The sequence below is a fragment of the Stenotrophomonas sp. 28608_Sma genome, assembly GCF_056486185.1.
The window spans coordinates 2,416,603-2,433,288 of sequence record NZ_CM151308.1; the positions used below are offsets into that span (position 1 = coordinate 2,416,603).

Sequence of the window (16,686 nt, forward strand, 5' to 3'; positions counted from 1 at the left end):
AAGTGACCACCCCGGCGAGGGACAAAAATCACCCGGTCCGGTGTAGAGTCCCTGCCGACATCCCGCCCATCGGGCCACGCCCGGAAATCAGTGAAGGGCTTTAGTCCCGCCGCCTGATCGAGGGCGGCGAATCTGGCGGGGATGAATCAGCCCGCCCGCCGCCTCCATACCGCCGTTGCCCTGGCTGCCTGCAGCTTCCAGCTGCAGGCCGACGCCGTAGGCGATGACCGCATCATCTCCATCCAGCTGACCCCTGCCGGTCACTTCAAGCCCAGCGACGGGCGAAAGATGGATGTCCCCGCCTGGTACATCGACGCCTCGGTGGCGGCTCGCGTGATCGAGCGCTTCAACGCTCGCGTCAACCCGGCAGTGGTCGATTACGAACACCAGACCCTGCACAAAGAAACCAACGGGCAGCCCGCGCCGGCCGCTGCCTGGATGCGTGCGCTGCAATGGCGCGAGGGATCTGGCCTCTGGGCCACCACCGAGCTGACTCCCCAGGCTGCGGAGCAGATCCGAACCGGCGCCTATCGCTATGTCTCTCCGGTGTTCCTCTACGACAAGACCACCGGCGAGGTGCTGGCCATGCAGATGGCCGCCTTCACCAATGACCCCGCCATCGACGGCATGCAGGCCATGGAGCTGCGCGCAGCGGCTTGCTTTGCCCACGACATCGATCCTGACAAGGAAACCTCCATGAATCCGTTGCTCAAAGCCTTCCTGGCTGCCCTGGGCCTGCCCGAAACCACCTCCGAAGCGGACGCCATCGCCGCCTGCAGTTCCCTGACCACCAGCCTGGGCGTGCTGCGCCGACTGCAGGCCGAGCTGGGCGCCGAGGGCGAGCCGGCCGTTGCGGCCTGCAGTGCCCTCAAGACCAAGGCCACCGCCACCGCCACCCCGGACCCGACCAAGTTCGTGCCCATCGCCGCCCTGGAGGAAGTGCGCGGCCAGGTCGCCGCGCTGTCCGCCGAGCGCACCGCTGACAAGGTCGGCGCCCTGGTCGAGGCTGGCCTGGCTGATGGCCGCCTCCTGCCGAGCATGAAGGAATGGGCCATCGACCTGGGCAAGCAGAACCTGGCCGCGCTGTCGTCCTACCTGGACAAGGCCTCTCCGATCGCTGCCCTGGGCGGTACGCAGACCGGAGGCCAGAAGCCGGCCGGCGCGACCAACGAGCATGGCCTGGACGCGGCTGAAATGGCTGTCTGCAGCGCTACCGGCGTCACCCCCGAAGCCTTCGCGAAATCCAAGAAGGACACCACCCAGGCCACGGCCTGAGCACTACACCTCACCTCTCACCGGAGTCCGCTATGAGCGCAGCCACCCAGGCTCGCAACACCCCGCGCCGGGACGCACATCGTGTCGGCCACCCCTCCAACCCCGGCATCGCGCTCCATGCGGGCACGCTGATTGCGCTGCTGGCCACCAACGGCAACGCAGTGCCGGCAGGCACTGCCGGCTCCGGTGACGCAGTCGGCGTTGCACTCCGCACCGTCACCGGCACTGCCGCAGGCGAGACCGTCGAATGCGAGCGCGGCACCGGCTTCCGTTTCGACAACAGTGCTGGCGCTGATGCCATCGCCCGCGCCGACATCGGCGCAACTGCCTACATCGTCGATGACCAGACCGTGGCCAAGACTGACAACAGCGGCGCCCGCAAGCGCGCTGGTGTCGTCCTGGACGTGGATGCGGCCGGCGTGTGGATCGTGGTCGGCTGAGCCGGCCCATCCGTTCCCCTATCACCAGGACAATCCCATGATCGTCAATCGCGGCAATCTTTCCACGCTGTACGTCGCCTTCAATGCAGCATTCAACGCTGGCCTCGGCCAGGCACCGTCCCAGTTCCAGCGCATTGCCACGGTGGTGCCGTCCACCACCAAGTCCAACGAGTACGGCTGGTTGGGCAAGCTGCCCAACGTGCGCGAATGGATCGGCGAACGTGTGGTGCATGGCCTGCAGAACCATGGCTACACCATCAAGAACAAGCCGTATGAGCTGACTGTCGGCGTGGACAAGGATGACATCGAGGATGACAACCTCGGCATCTACAGCCCGCTCATGCAGAGCATGGGCGAGTCGGTCGGCGCACAGCCGGACCAGCTGACGTTCGAGCTGCTGAAGAATGGCATCTCCACCGCCTGCTACGACGGCCAGAACTTCTTCGACACCGATCACCCGGTGCTGGACAAGGACGGCAAGGAAACGGTCCAGAGCAACGTGGACTCGGGCGGCAATGGTGCCTACTGGTATCTGCTGTGCACCAAGCGCGCACTCAAGCCGATCATCTTCCAGAACCGGAAGCCGCCGCAGTTCGTTTCCATGGACACGGATACCGATGAGGGCGTGTTCAACAAGAAGGAATTCCGCTACGGCGCCGATTGCCGCCGCAACGTCGGTTTCGGTTTCTGGCAGATGGCCTACGCCTGCAACAAGCCGCTGACCGAGGAGAACCTGCAGGCAGCCTATACCGAGTTCACTTCGCGCACGGGCGACCACGGCCGTCCGCTGGGCCTGGTGCCGGATCTGCTGGTGTGCATCCCGAAGGACAAGTTCAAGGCTGCCAAGATCCTCACCGCCAACCAGATCGCCGGCACTGACAACGTGATGAAGGGCGTTGTCGAGGCGATGGACAGCGCCTGGTTGCTCTGACCCTCGACCACTGACCGGCACCGCAGGGTGCCGGTCGCAACTTCCCCGAATACAGAAGGAGCGGCCCATGGCCGAACAGATCCTGGTAAAGGCCCGCCTGGAGCGTGGCCGCTGGCGTGCCGGCATGCACTTCACCCGACAGGGCCAGACGGTGCACGTCGATGACCTGGACAAGAAACAGCTCGACGCGATCAACAACGACCCCGAGCTGATCGTGACGGAGCTGACAGCGTCGGACGATCCCGACGAACTGGCACTGGCTCGCGAACGCAAGGCAACCAAGTCCGGCAATGCCAAGCGCAAGTGGGCGGAAGCCGAGGCCCGCGCACGCACCGCCGCTGGCCTGGCCGAGGAAGTCTGGGCGAACCAGCCGGCAGCTGATCGCGTGGGCCTGATCGAGGCAGCGCTGGAGGCTGGCGCGTAATGGCCTACGTCACCCTCACGCAACTGGCCGAGCTCCCAGGGGCGCTGGAATTGTCCCAGGTGGCGGGTGGGCGCGATGAGCGCCCGGTTGCCTCCGAGCTGATGGATGCCACGTTGCGTGGGGGTGATCGCAGCGCCTTCCCGCCAAGCGAGGTGGCCAAGGCGGATGCAGCCCTGGAGCGCATCAAGGAGGCCACCCGTCAGGCAGATGCAATCATCGACGGCTACCTGGCACGGCGCTACAGGTTGCCGCTGGCCAAGGCCGTGCCGCTGCTGGCCGTTTGGTCGCGCAGCATCACGCGCTACCTGCTGCACCCTGATCGCCAGACGGATGAGCGCACCGATCCCATCGTGCGTGACTACCGTGACGCGATTCGACTGCTGCAGGAGACGGCACAGGAAAAGTTCCACCTGGGCATCGAAGATCCGACCACGTCCACCGGCTCTGCGGGGGAATTCATCTTCCATGCCGGCAACAAGGTGTTCGGGCGCGAGGGCCGGCCGTGACTGTCGGGCCGTTCCCGGTCGCGCCCGTCCTGGAGCGGTTGCGGGAACACGTCAAGGCATTGCTCCTGGTCGGTGACGCCGCTGACCTGGACACCGCCCTGGACCAGCAGCCGGCAAAGGACTGCGCCGCGTATGTGACGGCCGCCGAGGTGGGTGGACGCCCGAAGTACACGGGAGATCAGCACATCCAGAACGTGGATGTCACGTTGCGCGTGGTCCTGATGGTGCGCAACTTCAGCGGCCAGGCCAGTGGCAGCGGCGCGCGCCGCCAGATGGATGAGCAAGTCATTCCAGGCGTCCGCAAGGCGCTGGCCGGCTGGACTCCTGTCGATGCGTTCGACGCGCTCAGCTTCCAGGCTGGTCGTGATGAGAAGTTCCGCGCCGGCTGGCTGGTCAGCCAGCAGGTATTCGTCACCAACTACCGCATGCAACACACACCACCCCCATGACTACCAAGCACACCCCCACCAGCGGCGGTGCCTGGCGCGTGATCGATGGCCAGCTCGTGGATGAGTCCGTACTGCCCGCCGAACCCGCTCCAGCACCCGAGCCGCCGCCACCGCTGGCATCGAGCCAGAACCGCTCGCGTCGCTCCTCTGCAACCTCACCCGAGAACTGACCATGGCCCAGCCCAACCTGGAATCCTTCAAGCGTCGCGGCCTTGCCCTGGCGCTGCGTGCATCGGCCTCGGTGCCGATTGTCCCCACCGCCGCCGCCGACGGCGTGCTGCTGTTCAACGGCAGCAGCGGCACCGAGTTCGACAAGATTGAACGCCCGGTGGATCGACCGTTCCTGACCGGTCAGCCCTTCGCAGTCGGTGCCAAGCGCGCCTTCATTGAGGGCGAGTTTGAGCTGTTCCCGCCGACCAAGCCGGGTGCAGCGGCTGACTCCGATGCCGTCTGTGCGCCGCTGTTGCTGCCCGCTGGCATGACCGCCGTCAAGGATGCCGTTGCGAAAACCACGCGCTACAACCCGATCAGCGCGAACATCCCGATCTCTGATGCCAAGTTCTGGCATGCCGGCACGGTCAAGCAGATCGGCGCCGCACGTCACAACCTCACCAACCTGGCACTGGCCGTTGGCGAGCGCTTCAAGGGCAACATCCGCATCCAGGGCGACTACGACACCATCGCCGAGGACGCTCTGCCCAACATCACCACCACCGCCGTGGTGCCCACCGTCGCGCGCGCGGACAACACCCGCACCACGGTCACGGTTGATGGCGGGGCGGGCCTGGTCGTGTGGGCCAAGTCCCTCTCGGTGGACGTGGGCAACACGATCACGTCGAAGGAGTACACCAGCCACAAGGAAAGCGGCATCAGCGACCGCGCCCCGACCTGGACGCTGCGCCTGGCCAAGACGGCCCTGGCTGACTTCAATCCGTGGGCAGTGCGCGACTCGGCCGGCGTCCTGGAGGTTGCGCTGCGCCTGACCGAAAAGAGCAAGCTCTACAGCGAGCTGGGCATTCGCGGCCAGATCGAGAACATCAACGAAGTCGAGATTGATGGCGACTACGGCTGGGAGCTCACTGGCCCCTGCGTTGCCAGCGACGCTGGCGGCGATGAGCTGTATATCGAATTCGGCGACAGCACGCCGCCGTAATTCGCAGGCACTGCGCTACACTCCCAACGGCCCCGCCACTGTGCGGGGCCTTTCTTTTTCAGTGAAGCGCTTTAGTCCCGAACGGCGGCTGTGCCTGGGCAAAGTGGACCTGTCCCCGATCAAGGGGCTGTTTAACCACTTCCCAAGGACTTTCCCATGCTCCGTCTCGCCCGAACCAACACCGTGCACCTGCCGGTGGAACTGCGCATCCCCACCGACCAGCCCAACGTTTTCGTCACCGGCACCATCCAGTGCCAGGTCAAGATCCTGGTGCGCGAAGAAATCAAAGCCATCCAGGACAACCCCGTTGAGGATGAGGAGTACCTGCGCAAGATCCTGGTCAGCGTCGCTGGCCTGGGTGATGCAGACGGCAAGCCCATCGAGGGCGAAGCCGCGATCAAGGAAGTTTTCGATGGCCCGTTCTACGCCTTCCTGCAGCCGGCCATCATCGGCGCCTACTTCGACCAGTTCGGCCGGGCGCACGTAAAAAACTCGAAGCCGTCGCGCGGGCGCTGATTGGGAAGGGTCCACGCACTGACGGCGCTGACAGGAACCATGAACCTGACGGCGCCGTCAGCGCGGCGGACTTTCTGCGCGACGGGGGCGGCGGCGAGGAGCCGCCGAGCGTTATCCCGGTCCTGGATGAGAACTGGGAAGTCGTCCAACTGTTCGTGCGCTGTAAGGCCCGCTGGATCACCGGCATGCACGCCCCGGTTTACGACGGCATTGAAGCCCGCGAGATCCAAGCCGCTGCCTGCCTCCAGGGCATTGCCCCGCACCTATTGCCAGACCTGATGCCATCGCTGGACGTGCTGATTGGCACCACGGCTATGGCCCATCGCGAAGCCTCGGATAGCCCGTGAACCCAACCGTCACCCTCCGCCTCGATGCCGACAACAGCCGCCTGGTGCCAGCCGTTCGGGCATCGGATGCGGAGCTCAAGCGACTGGGCGCGACGGCGGGCACAACCGGCGACCAGGCACGGCGTGGTGCTGCCGGCATTTCCAGCATCGGCACGGCGGCGGATTCCACTGCTCGCCGTGTCTCTGCTGTGTCCAGCGCACTGGCATCGGCGCGGGCGACGGTGGCCACCTACATTGGCGCGCAGACGGCCGGCGCCCTCATTTCCGTTGCGGACAACTACGCCAACATTTCAGCGCGGCTCAAGCTGGCAACAGATGGACACAAGGCCTATGCCACCGCATCGGCCCAGGTGTTCAACATCTCCCAGCGCACCGCCACCGCGCTCGACAGTACCGCCACCCTCTACGCGCGCTTGTCGCAGTCCACCGCCGAGTATGGGATCACCCAGCAACGGCAGCTGGCGCTCACCGAGTCCATCAACAAGACGTTCGCCATCTCAGGCGCCAGCAACGTCGCCACCGCCAACACCATTGTCCAGCTCAGCCAGGCCCTGGCTGGGGGCGTGCTGCGCGCAGAGGAATTCAACTCTGTCGTGGAAAACTCGCCGCGTCTGGCCAAGGCGCTGGCCGACGGTATGGGCCTGTCGATGGGCGAGCTGCGCAAGCACGTCAACGACGGCAAGGTGACCGTCGATCAGATGGTGGCCGCGCTTGAGAACCAGTCCTCCGTCATCGCCACCGAGTTTGAGCAGATCCCGCTCACGGTCGGGCGCGCCATGGAGCTGCTGCGCAACAGCGTCACGAAGTTCGTCGGCGAGTCCTCCCAGGAGCTGGGCGCCAGCGGTGGGATCGCCCAGGGCATCGCGTTCCTGGCCAACAACATGCAGCACCTGGACCAGATCGCCGGTGTCCTGGCCGTCGCCCTGGGAAGCCGCCTGGTCGTCAGCCTGGCCAAGGCTACCGCCGAGAAGATCACGGCCGCCGCCGCATCGCGAGCGCTGGCCCGCGAGGAGCTGGCTGCAGCCCGTATTGCCGAGCAGCAGGCGGCAGGCCGTCTATCGGCCGCTCGCGCCGGCATGAGCGTGGCAGGTGGCGTAGCCGCGGCTGAGCAGGCTCTGGCCGCCGCCCAGCTGCGCACCGCCGCTGCTGCCCAGGCCGCGTCCGTTGCGCTTACCGCAAAGGCTGCCGCCATGCGAGGCCTCAACGTGGCGATGGGCGCGTTTGGCGGCCCTGCAGGCCTTGCGATCACCGCACTGTCGCTATTCGTGGCCTGGGCGATGAACAGCAGCCAGAAGGCGCAGGAGCTGTCGAAGGCGGTCACTGCTGGGTTCCAGCCGGCTATGCGGGTGCTGCAGGAGTTCAATCAGGAGACTGCGAACACATCATTCGCGGAGCTCGCAAACACCGTTGAAACCATTGATACGGCGCGGCAAGAGCTCAAGAATTTTGGCGATGAATATGAACGTCTGGCGGCGAAGCGCCGCGCGTTTCAGGCGCGCGACCGCGCCCTGCCTTTCGGACTCGACAAGGAACTGGAAAGCGCCTCGGCGGCCATGGAGTCGGCGCGCCTTCGCCTGGACAACCTGACCAAGGGGTATGACAGGGCCATCTCGGTTTCGGCTGGCGTTGTGCTGCGCACCGCCAACGTCACCGATGCCACGGACGCCCAACGCCGCTCCCTGGAGGAGTTGCTCAAGCGCCAGGCCAACCAGGGTCAGACATTGGAGCAAACCCGGCCACTGCTGGAGCAGTGGGCCAAGGGCCAGGTCGGCGTCGAAAGCGCCAACCGCATCGCTGCCGCCAGCTTCGATGCCGTGGCGTCCGCAGCGCGCAGCTCTGGCGCCGCGATCAAGGCTGCTCTCCAGTCGGTCAACGAAGGCCTGGATAAGCAGATCCAGAGCGTCCAGCTGGACCTGATCGAGAAGACCCAGGGCAAGGCAGCCCGCATGCGCGCGCAGTTCATCACGGAAAGCGCGCAGAAGGGTCTGGACCCGACCAGCGCCGACTATCAACTGGCGCGGGCCAAGAACGAGCAGCTTATCCAGCTCACCCTGACGCTGGACAAGCAGAATGCGGCCACCCGTGATCTGACGCGAACCCAGACCGAGGCCAAGCGCTCCGGCGAGCAGGCTGCGCGGCTGGCAGAGCAACAGGCCGACTCCCAGGCCAAGTACACCCGCCAGGCCGCGTTGGCCGCTGCCGAGCTCTCCGGGCCGATGGCCGCTGCCCAGGAGCAGCACAAGCAACGCATTGCCGAGCTCGACCGCGAACTGGCCAAGCACCTCATTACCCAGGAGGCCTACGCCAGCCTGGTGAAGTCGTCAGCGGCCGAGTTGGCCAAGAATGCCGCCGAGGTCACCAAGCAGCAGCAGGCGCCCACGGCATTGCTCGATACGCTGAGCGGCGAGGTGCAACTGCTGGGCATGGTAGGGATCGAGCGCGAGCGCCGCGCCCGCCAGCTGCGCAACGAGCAGGACATGCTCCAGGCGATCAACGAGGCCAACAAGGCCGGCGCCGGCATCAACGCAGAGGCGACCGCAGGCCTGATGGCCCAGGCACGGGCGTGGGCCAATGCGTCTATTCGTATCGAGCAGCAGACCGCCGACCTGGAGGAATGGGCCAACGTCGGCACGCGCGGTGTCGCCGATGTGGCCGATATGCTGGCCGATATGTTCAGCGGCGGCCTGGACAAGTCTGAGAGCTTCTTCAGCCGCCTCAAGGACATCTTCAAGCGTGGTTGGCGCGACATCGTGCGCACCATGCTTGAGCAGAACCTGGTGCGCCCGTTCCAGGATGCGCTCACTAATGCCATGAATGGCGCGCTGGCCGGTGTGTCGCGCGGCCAGGCCGATGGCAACTGGTTGTCGAAGATCGCTGGCATGTTCGGTGGCGGCAACCAGGGCGGCGCGGGTTCCGGCTGGATGAGCAGCCTGGCCAACATGATCGGTGGCGGCCGCAACCTCACTGGCACCAACGCCATGCTGGCCGGGGGCGGTTGGCGTGCCGGCGTCGCGGCGCCAGGCAAGATGATGGGCTTTGGCAACAACGTCGGCGGTTTCATTGGCACCGGGGCTGCTGGCGGCGGCGCGGCGTCCGCATCGATGGCCGTGCCGATCATCGGCTGGGTGGTCGCGGCCATGATGAAGAATGCCGAGCTGTTCGATCAGGGCTGGGACATCGCCAATGGCGAAAGCTGGGCTGGCAAGATCGCCACCCTGGGCGCCGTGGGCCACGTCGATAAGATGGCGCGCAAGCTCGGACTCAACGCCAAGGCAGCCTCCATTCTGTCTGGCTCCTCGATCCACGCTGCCCTGTTCGGCCGCAAGAAGCCGCAGATCCAGGCGCAGGGCCTTACCGGCTCGTATGGCTTCGACGGGTTCGCTGGCCAGTCCTACGCCGACATCAAGGCCAAGGGCGGCTTGTTCCGCAGCGACAAGAAGTGGACCGAGTATGGCCAGGTCGATACCACGATCACGGACGCTTTCAGCCAGGCCACTGGGCGGGCGCGTGCAGGCGTCATCAGCTTGGCCGAGCAGCTGGGCGTGGACATCAATAGCCAGCTGTCCTCCGTCCGCGTAGACCTCGGCAAGGTTCAGCTCGATGCGGACCCGGACAAGGCCCAGGCGCAGCTGGAGCAGCTGATTACCGGCGCGGCCAAGAACCTGACCGGGCGTGGCGTGTCGATCCTCGGATTCGGCGACTTCCTCAACAAGGGGTTTGAAGCCGGCGACGTGATGAACAGCCTGGCGGCGTCCATCGAGCTGATGACTGGCAACGCCCAGGAGCTGGGCCGCGCGCTCAATGCCCAGGAAATCGACCTGGTCAAGCGCACGACAACCATGTTCCAGCGGATGGCCAAGGCGGCCGGCACCACCATGGAGGAACAGGTCAAGGCGATCACTACTGCCGCTTCCTCCTACGGCAGCGTGGTGGGCAACGCGCAGCAGGAGATCGCAACGGATGGTTTCAGTGGCTTCGCCAAGTCGCTCCTGGCTGTACGCCAGGAGGAGCAGGAGCGCATCCGCACGCTGCAGCAGCAGGCCAAGGCCCTGGGCGGCCTGGCAGCCCGCGAGCAGGATCTGGCCACCGTCCGCCAGGCCGCCCAGCTCAAGGCCGACGCGCTGGCCAGGTCGCTGGAGTCGGAGCTGGTAGGCCTGGCGCTCAACCGCGTCAATGATGAAATCGAACGCCTGGGCGGTTCCATCGACGGGACGAGCAGCAAGCTGCAGGACTTCATCAACTCGCTCAAGCTGAGCAGCACCCTGTCACCGGACACCGACACGCAGAAGCGCTCCACGGCATCGGATCTGATGCAGAGCGCAGCCAGCGCCGGCAACCTGGAGAGCTTCACCCAATACGCCCAGCAGTTCCTGGAAGTCAGCCGCAAACTCAATGCCAGCGGCCAGGGCTATCAGGTGGACTATGGCCAGGTACTGGAGCTGGCCAAGCGCTTTGGCGGTGATGGCACCGCCGCGTCGCTGCAGCAGCTGTACGCGCAAAAGGCTGCCTTGGAACAGCAGCAGGAAGCCGCCGCCCGCCTGGAGCGCGCTCAGCGCATCGCCCAGGGCGTGGCCGATCTGGCTGGCGCCCGTGGCGGCGATCCGTTGGAGATCCTGCGCAATGTCACTGGGATCAGCGCTGAGGCGCTGGCCAAGGATCTGGGCCTGACCACGGACGAGCTGGCCAAGTACCTGCAGAACCAGCAGGCCGACATCACCGACCTGGCAGAAATCCTGTTCGATCTGCCCAAGCGCATCGCCCAGGAAATGGTCACCGTTCTGACCGACAGCCGCGTTCCGGTCCCGGCGTCGCCGGCGCCTGGCGGAGGCAACTCGCCTGCTGCACCAGCAGCGCCGGTCGCGCCTGGGCGTGGCTACGCCGATCCGTCTTACGAGGTGCTGCTGCAGGTCCGCGACGGCATCCAGTCCCTGGCACGCCAGGGTGAACACAACGCTTTGATGGCGCTATGAACCGGAAAGTATTGCTCGTTGAAATCGGTGGCCAGGGTCTGCCTGCAGTCACGCCAGTGACCCGGCAGCCCTCCAACTGGGTGGCGTCGGCCAAGCCGGCTGTTGTGGTTCCTCCAGCCGAGGGCGTAGAGACCAAGCCGGCAGCGGATAGCGTGACCATTACCTGGAACGCTTCGCCGCTGGCTGGTGCTGTCTATGTCCTCTGGCGCGCGGCCGACGCAGGCGGTAAACCGGGCGAATGGAAGTACGTCACCAAAACCTCAGACACGCGCTACACCTATACCGAGGCCAGTGGCGTTGTGAGCTGGTGGAAGGTCACTGTCCAGGTCAACGGCGTGTCGTCTGCAGACTCCACGCCCAAGGCTCAAGCCCCTGTGGTCCCGCCGACCACGGCGGACCTGGTCCAGCTGCAGGGCAAGGTGGACCAGGGCCTGCGCGACCTGGCACTGGCAGACGCTGCCGAGGCACAGCAGCGAATGGCGGACTTCCAGGCTGCACAGGCGCAGATCCTGGTAGAGAGTCAGAAGAGTGCGGCCGCCGTGGGCGAAGTGGCCAAGCGTGCCGAGGATCTGGCCACCAACCTTGCCAATGAGGAGCGTGCCCGAATCCAGAGCGTGCTCAACGAAAAGACCGAGCGCACCGCAGACATCAGTGCCGTCAACACGAAAGTCCAGAACGGCCTGGATTCGATGGCGCGCTCATTGGCCGAGGTCGCCGCAGGTAGCGGCACCCAGTTCGACTCTGCCGGCATCTGGCACTTCAACGCCGGGCTGGAAGGCTGGACGGGCGTGTATGGAACCCCGACTATCGCCGACGGCATGCTGCGGCCGATCAACACCGCCAACAACTCCGGCATCCAGTCCCCGGCGCCGCTCAACATCGACGGTGCCGCCTATCGCTTCATCAAGCTGCGCATGCGCAAGGTAGGCAATCCCGCCTGGATGGGGTTGATTCGCTGGATCACCGCCGCCGACCAGGAGTGGAACGAAGCGAAGTCGCTTTCCATCCCTGTGCCGGCATTCGACACCAACGGCATCGCCGTCCTGGACGTTGATCGTCTGCCCTGGAACGGACCCTCACCACTGCGTGCCATTCGTCTGGCACTGACGGGTGCGCAGACCGCCAGCGCCTACATCGAATACGACTGGATTGCCGTGGGCCGCCCATCGCCTGGCGCATCCGTCGCCATGGTCCAGCAGGAGAGCGAGGCGCGCACCGCCGCCCTGGCCGCTGAGGCTGGCCAGCGCAACACGCTGGCCGTGCAGATGCGCGGCGACTACCCCGGCAACGATCCGGCGAAGCTGACGGGCGGCCTGGCCTACAACGAAATGAGGGCGCGTGTAGGCGCGGACGAAGCGCTTAGCCAGCGCCAGTCGGCCGTGGAGGTTCGCCTGCCTGCAGGAACAGGTGCGCTCGCGTCTGAGGCCAAGGTCAATTCCGTCGAGCAGGCAAGCGTCACCCGCGACCAAGCAATTGGACAACGCATTGACCAGGTGAACGCCACGCTGCCGGTGATTGCTGCTCAGGGCGCCAACATGGTGCTCAACGGTGGATGGCAATCCGGCCGGGACGTGGCCTGGACCTACAACCATGCGTCACTCGGCGTGGCGGCCACCGAGGGCCGCGCAGGTGGTGCGTGCCTACGGGTAGACGGCGGAACCACTGTTGTGCGTGGCGCAACCGCCAACGGCGGCGTGCCTATCCCTGTCGCGCCTGGAAAGAAGTACCGCTATGGCTGCTGGTACAAGACAACGGCGGACTATAACGGGAGCGCGAACAACGGAAAGCTCCGTCTGGCCACGCAGGACAATGCGCTGATTGGTGGCGCCACCTACTTCTCTGCGAACCAGGGAGCGTGGACCTACCTGGGCGCGGTTTATGCCATCCCAGAAAACACGTCCATCACTGGCCTCAAGCTCAACATCAACGTGGATCACACAGCAGGCACGTTGTGGGTGGATGATGTTGCTATTGAGGAGGTCACTGAAATCCTGGCCGTCGCCGATGGCCTCAGCTCGCTGAGCGGGACGGTCACCCAGCAGGCTGGCCTCATCAATGCACAGTCTGGCCTCATCAGCGCCCTGCGCACTGACGTGGATGGCAAGGCAACCAACGGCGCCCTCCAGGCTCTGCAGTCCCAGGTAACGCTTCAGGGGAACACGATCACCAGCCAGGGTGGAGCGCTCACCAGCGTCCAGGCCGCCATCAACAACCTTGGCGGAGACAATCGCCTGCGCAACAGCAGCTTTGAGGTTCTGTTGCCCAACGGCGTTCCTCAGTATTGGGCGCCCTCATCGTCATCCACGGACGCAGCGAACAAGACCACTCGCAAGCTGGTGGACTCTGTGCTGCCAGGTAGCACCAAGGCCTGGCGCTGGGAAATGGCGGGCATCCCTGCCACCGCCTATGCAGAGTGCTACTCGTCGGTGTACCGCATCGATCCTCAGCAGCCCGTCACGGTGTCCTGCAACGTGCGTGGCAAACCGGGGGCGCGCTTCTTCTTCCAGCTCGGGCTGAAGGATGCGGCCGGTGCATCTGTCGGTTGGCCTGGCGGGCCAGCTGCTGGCGCGGGCATGGTCGTCACGGAAGCATGGGAGCGTAAGTCCTACACGTTCACGGCGTCGCAGATCCTCGCCAGCGCGACCGGTGCCACCCTCTACCTCCGGGTATACGGCGATGGTTCGGCGGACCAGTGGATTGAGGTGGACAACGCGCAGCTGCAGACCGGTGCCGCCGCCACGGGCTACGCGCCCTCCCTGGAGGAGACGGCCGCGCAGTCCAATGCAAACGCCGAAGCGAACAGCGCCCTCAATACGCGCGTCACCAACGCGGAGGGACAGCTGCTGTCCCAGGGCACGGCACTCACTGCCGTTCGTGCCGGCATTGGTAACGCCACGGTCTACGAAATCACCGCCAACGCAACCATCACCAGTCAGCCCACTGGAGGGCCGCGCTCGTCGGGAACACGAAACGCGGCGGGTGCAGCTGTGGGCGGTGCTGCGCGCGGCCTCAATGTCCAGGCGGTAAACGCCGACAGCACTTTGGGGCCCCGGCAGACGTTTGACACCTACGGCAACGGCGCATCGGCCTGCGCCAGCTTCAACGATTGGTACGACAATGCCCTGGCCGAGAATCAGTATTTCATCCTGTTCACCAGCGATCACACTGGGCCGCTGAGCAATGGCGTCAGCCCAGACATCGCGGGGGCCAGGGACCGCCTCGTTGATGCAGGGGCCTCGCGTCGCAACGTGGAGGCCCTGGACGGCATCCGCATGTTTGTCCTGATCGGACGCAAGCGCGCTGGTGAAGCGGCCGGCCTGCAGCGTCTGTCGCCCCGACCCTCGACCGCCCGCGCCGACCAATGGGTTGAGCTCATCGTGGAATTCGTCAACGGGCGCCCGCAGGGCAGCCTGGACGTATCTGCGCTGGAGCGGGCCACCCAGGCAAACGCGGCTGCAACGTCGAGCCTGGAAGCGCGCACCCTGGCCACCGAGAACAGCGTCACCTCGTTGGGTCAGTCGCTCACCAGCGTCAATGCTCGGATCGACGGCATCGGCGGTGACAATCTGGCACCCAACAGCAGCTATGAGACCTCGCCGAGCGACACCTCAGACCCCACCGGATGGGTGCGCGAAACGAACATGGCCAACGTCGTGCTCAAGTACATTCCATCGCCGTTGTCTGGTGGAGGTCGCGCGATCCGTTTGGAAGCGAACGCAACTGCAGTAGGGCAGTATCTTGGCCTCGCTACTCGCAATGACAACGGGTGGCTCCAGGTTCGGCCCCGAACCCCTTACGTCTTGAGCAGCTACGTCCGCGCCACTGCTGGAACCGGGCTGCGCATGTACGTCCAATGGCGTAACGCTGCCGGTGTCATCAAGGCAACGAGCACCATGCCCAACGTCGTTGCGACTGCTCAGTGGCAGCGGCTGGTGTTTCAGGTGGACACCATGGTTGACGATATCGTGGAGGCTCGGCTGTTCGTAGGTCGAATGCACGCGACGGCCGTCCAGGGCGTTGCCATTGAGCTAGATAACGCGCTGTTCCAGGAAGGCACCGCAGCAACCGGCTGGGTGCCCAGCGGCAAGGAAACGGCAGCGGCGGCAGCGGCAAACTCTGCGGCGACGGCTGGCCTCACTTCGACCGTGACCCAGCAGGGGCAGCAGCTCACCGCACTGGGCCAGTCCGTGACAGGCGTCCAGGCCGAGATTGCAGGAAAGGCCAGCTCCTCCGCCGTCCAGACGCTTGAGGCGAAGGTCAAGAACCAGAACGGCGCCGGAAACCTTCTTGGGAACACCCAGTTCACTGGTGGGCCTGGCACGGTGGGCTGGCCGAACATGTGGTCGCCCGATGGAGCGACTGGCACACAGAAATATTTCGCTCCAGGTGTCGGAATTTCCGGCGGCGTTGACCCCGGCGTCCCCTACGGAATGAGGGCACTCATCGTAGCGGGCACCACCGCCGCCAGCGGCACGGTGTTCGTTTGGCCGGCGAGCGATGCCCCCGTCGAGGCGGGAAAGACCTACGCGCTTTCCGTCTACGCATCGGGGCATCGCGCACGGCTTATTCTCGAATTCTTAGATGCTAACGGCGTCCAGGTTGGCTCCGTGGGCTCACCTGCCACTGACTTGGCCGGTGGCGGGAACACCATCGCCCTGTATAGCCGCCTTTGGGTGAAGGCGGTTGCTCCGGCTAACGCAGTAAGGGCTCGCAGCATTCTCGTAAGCCATCACCTCAGCACCGCTCATTGGTTCGTCCGATGGCTCCGGCCAATGCTATCGATGGTGGACAAGGATGCGACCGAGCCACCTGAGTGGTCCGCAGGCGGCGCGGAGAGCAGTGCCAGGTTTGGCATCGCGCTCGATGTGGACGGCAACATGGCCGGTTTGGAAATGGAGGCGAACGGTGACCGCAGCGAGATGCGCATTCTGTCCAAGATCCTGCGCATCATCAGTCCCGGCGCGCCTGACGGCATGGAGCTGCAGGACGGCTATCTGCGCGTGTGGCGCGGCAACGTCCAGCGCATCATCGGCAACGGTTTCGGGCCCGATGGATTGATTGACTACTTTGGCCCGAACGTCGGCGCCGCCGGTGCGACCAAGCGAAACGCAACCGTGTGGATGGACGTGAATGGTGGCGCGTACTGGGGCGGCGCGATTGCGGCAGGCATCCGCCGTAATGCGGCACAGTCAACAACCACGCAGACCATTGGGGTCTCTATCGTCGTTGGCCCGTTCAGCACCAGCGGCCGAAACAAGAACGTCGTTGTCAGCTATCAGCGAAGAGTAGTTCGAACCAACAGCCGAATGGACCGCCAGGGCTTCGTCGCAGGCGGAAACAGGAACGCCTGTGCGGTGAATGTCTACAGGAAGCTGGGCAACAACGCAGAGCAGTTCTGGACGAGTTTTGAAGCCAGTGGCGGCGTGTCTATTACGAACGAGTTTGATGGCCCCGATATGGCGATTTCGTTCTGGTCTGGATCGGTGACGTTGAACGATAGCGAAGGCACGCAGGATCGCACCTATCGTGCAGAGATCGTTGGGTTCAGCGAACAGGACGTTAGCCATCAGACTGGAAGTTTCACCGGCCTGGACATCACCGCCAGCCTTTCCATCGTCTCCATTGAGGAGTGACCCGCTCCAGCGGCCGGGCAATGCCGCTCACCCAATAAGAGG

General features: G+C 65.1%; 12 protein-coding genes. All 12 read left to right on the forward strand.

What is annotated here, in order from left to right:
- Positions 1–141 precede the first annotated feature (141 nt).
- The 12 genes from ACZLHH_RS11370 to ACZLHH_RS11425 all read left to right on the forward strand — a co-directional run bounded on the left by ACZLHH_RS11370 (position 142) and on the right by ACZLHH_RS11425 (position 16,644).
- Positions 142–1,275, forward strand: a complete 1,134-nt coding sequence (locus tag ACZLHH_RS11370; protein ID WP_180844225.1) for a phage protease — start codon at positions 142–144, stop codon at positions 1,273–1,275.
- Between the two features lie 32 nt (positions 1,276–1,307).
- Positions 1,308–1,715, forward strand: a complete 408-nt coding sequence (locus tag ACZLHH_RS11375) for a hypothetical protein (protein ID WP_180844226.1) — start codon at positions 1,308–1,310, stop codon at positions 1,713–1,715.
- A gap of 37 nt (positions 1,716–1,752) precedes the next feature.
- Positions 1,753–2,646 (forward strand): Mu-like prophage major head subunit gpT family protein, encoded by an 894-nt coding sequence (locus tag ACZLHH_RS11380; RefSeq protein WP_197572985.1) that lies wholly within the window; start codon positions 1,753–1,755, stop codon positions 2,644–2,646.
- 67 nt (positions 2,647–2,713) lie between these two features.
- Positions 2,714–3,070, forward strand: coding sequence for a hypothetical protein (locus ACZLHH_RS11385; protein ID WP_180844228.1), 357 nt, complete (start codon positions 2,714–2,716; stop codon positions 3,068–3,070).
- A complete protein-coding gene (locus ACZLHH_RS11390; protein ID WP_180844229.1) occupies positions 3,070–3,576 on the forward strand; it encodes a DUF1320 domain-containing protein in 507 nt (168 codons plus the stop codon). Before ACZLHH_RS11385 ends, ACZLHH_RS11390 begins: the two co-directional genes overlap by 1 nt.
- On the forward strand, positions 3,573–4,025 hold the full coding sequence (locus tag ACZLHH_RS11395; RefSeq protein WP_180844230.1) for a phage tail terminator protein: 453 nt from the start codon (positions 3,573–3,575) through the stop codon (positions 4,023–4,025). Before ACZLHH_RS11390 ends, ACZLHH_RS11395 begins: the two co-directional genes overlap by 4 nt.
- A complete protein-coding gene (locus ACZLHH_RS11400; protein WP_180844231.1) occupies positions 4,022–4,195 on the forward strand; it encodes a hypothetical protein in 174 nt (57 codons plus the stop codon). The genes ACZLHH_RS11395 and ACZLHH_RS11400 overlap by 4 nt, the downstream gene beginning before the upstream one ends.
- Positions 4,196–4,197: 2 nt before the next feature.
- Complete coding sequence (locus ACZLHH_RS11405; protein ID WP_180844232.1) at positions 4,198–5,178, forward strand: hypothetical protein; 981 nt, start codon at positions 4,198–4,200, stop codon at positions 5,176–5,178.
- A gap of 156 nt (positions 5,179–5,334) precedes the next feature.
- Positions 5,335–5,694 carry a hypothetical protein gene (locus tag ACZLHH_RS11410; protein ID WP_180844233.1) on the forward strand — a complete coding sequence of 120 codons (360 nt, stop codon included), beginning with the start codon at positions 5,335–5,337 and terminating at the stop codon, positions 5,692–5,694.
- A gap of 185 nt (positions 5,695–5,879) precedes the next feature.
- A complete protein-coding gene (locus ACZLHH_RS11415; RefSeq protein WP_311069193.1) occupies positions 5,880–6,041 on the forward strand; it encodes a hypothetical protein in 162 nt (53 codons plus the stop codon).
- The gene (locus ACZLHH_RS11420; protein ID WP_180844234.1) at positions 6,038–11,011 is read left to right on the forward strand and encodes a tape measure protein; all 4,974 of its coding nucleotides are present in this window, start codon (positions 6,038–6,040) and stop codon (positions 11,009–11,011) included. Before ACZLHH_RS11415 ends, ACZLHH_RS11420 begins: the two co-directional genes overlap by 4 nt.
- Entirely contained in the window at positions 11,008–16,644 is a 5,637-nt protein-coding gene (locus tag ACZLHH_RS11425; protein WP_180844235.1) for a hypothetical protein, read from the forward strand. Before ACZLHH_RS11420 ends, ACZLHH_RS11425 begins: the two co-directional genes overlap by 4 nt.
- Positions 16,645–16,686: the final 42 nt, after the last annotated feature.

Coding starts and splice junctions, on each gene's coding strand:
- ACZLHH_RS11370 (WP_180844225.1), top strand. CDS start 142: ATGAATCAGCCCGCCCGCCGCCTCCATACCGCCGTTGCCCTGGCTGCC.
- ACZLHH_RS11375 (WP_180844226.1), top strand. CDS start 1,308: ATGAGCGCAGCCACCCAGGCTCGCAACACCCCGCGCCGGGACGCACAT.
- ACZLHH_RS11380 (WP_197572985.1), top strand. CDS start 1,753: ATGATCGTCAATCGCGGCAATCTTTCCACGCTGTACGTCGCCTTCAAT.
- ACZLHH_RS11385 (WP_180844228.1), top strand. CDS start 2,714: ATGGCCGAACAGATCCTGGTAAAGGCCCGCCTGGAGCGTGGCCGCTGG.
- ACZLHH_RS11390 (WP_180844229.1), top strand. CDS start 3,070: ATGGCCTACGTCACCCTCACGCAACTGGCCGAGCTCCCAGGGGCGCTG.
- ACZLHH_RS11400 (WP_180844231.1), top strand. CDS start 4,022: ATGACTACCAAGCACACCCCCACCAGCGGCGGTGCCTGGCGCGTGATC.
- ACZLHH_RS11405 (WP_180844232.1), top strand. CDS start 4,198: ATGGCCCAGCCCAACCTGGAATCCTTCAAGCGTCGCGGCCTTGCCCTG.
- ACZLHH_RS11410 (WP_180844233.1), top strand. CDS start 5,335: ATGCTCCGTCTCGCCCGAACCAACACCGTGCACCTGCCGGTGGAACTG.
- ACZLHH_RS11415 (WP_311069193.1), top strand. CDS start 5,880: ATGCACGCCCCGGTTTACGACGGCATTGAAGCCCGCGAGATCCAAGCC.
- ACZLHH_RS11425 (WP_180844235.1), top strand. CDS start 11,008: ATGAACCGGAAAGTATTGCTCGTTGAAATCGGTGGCCAGGGTCTGCCT.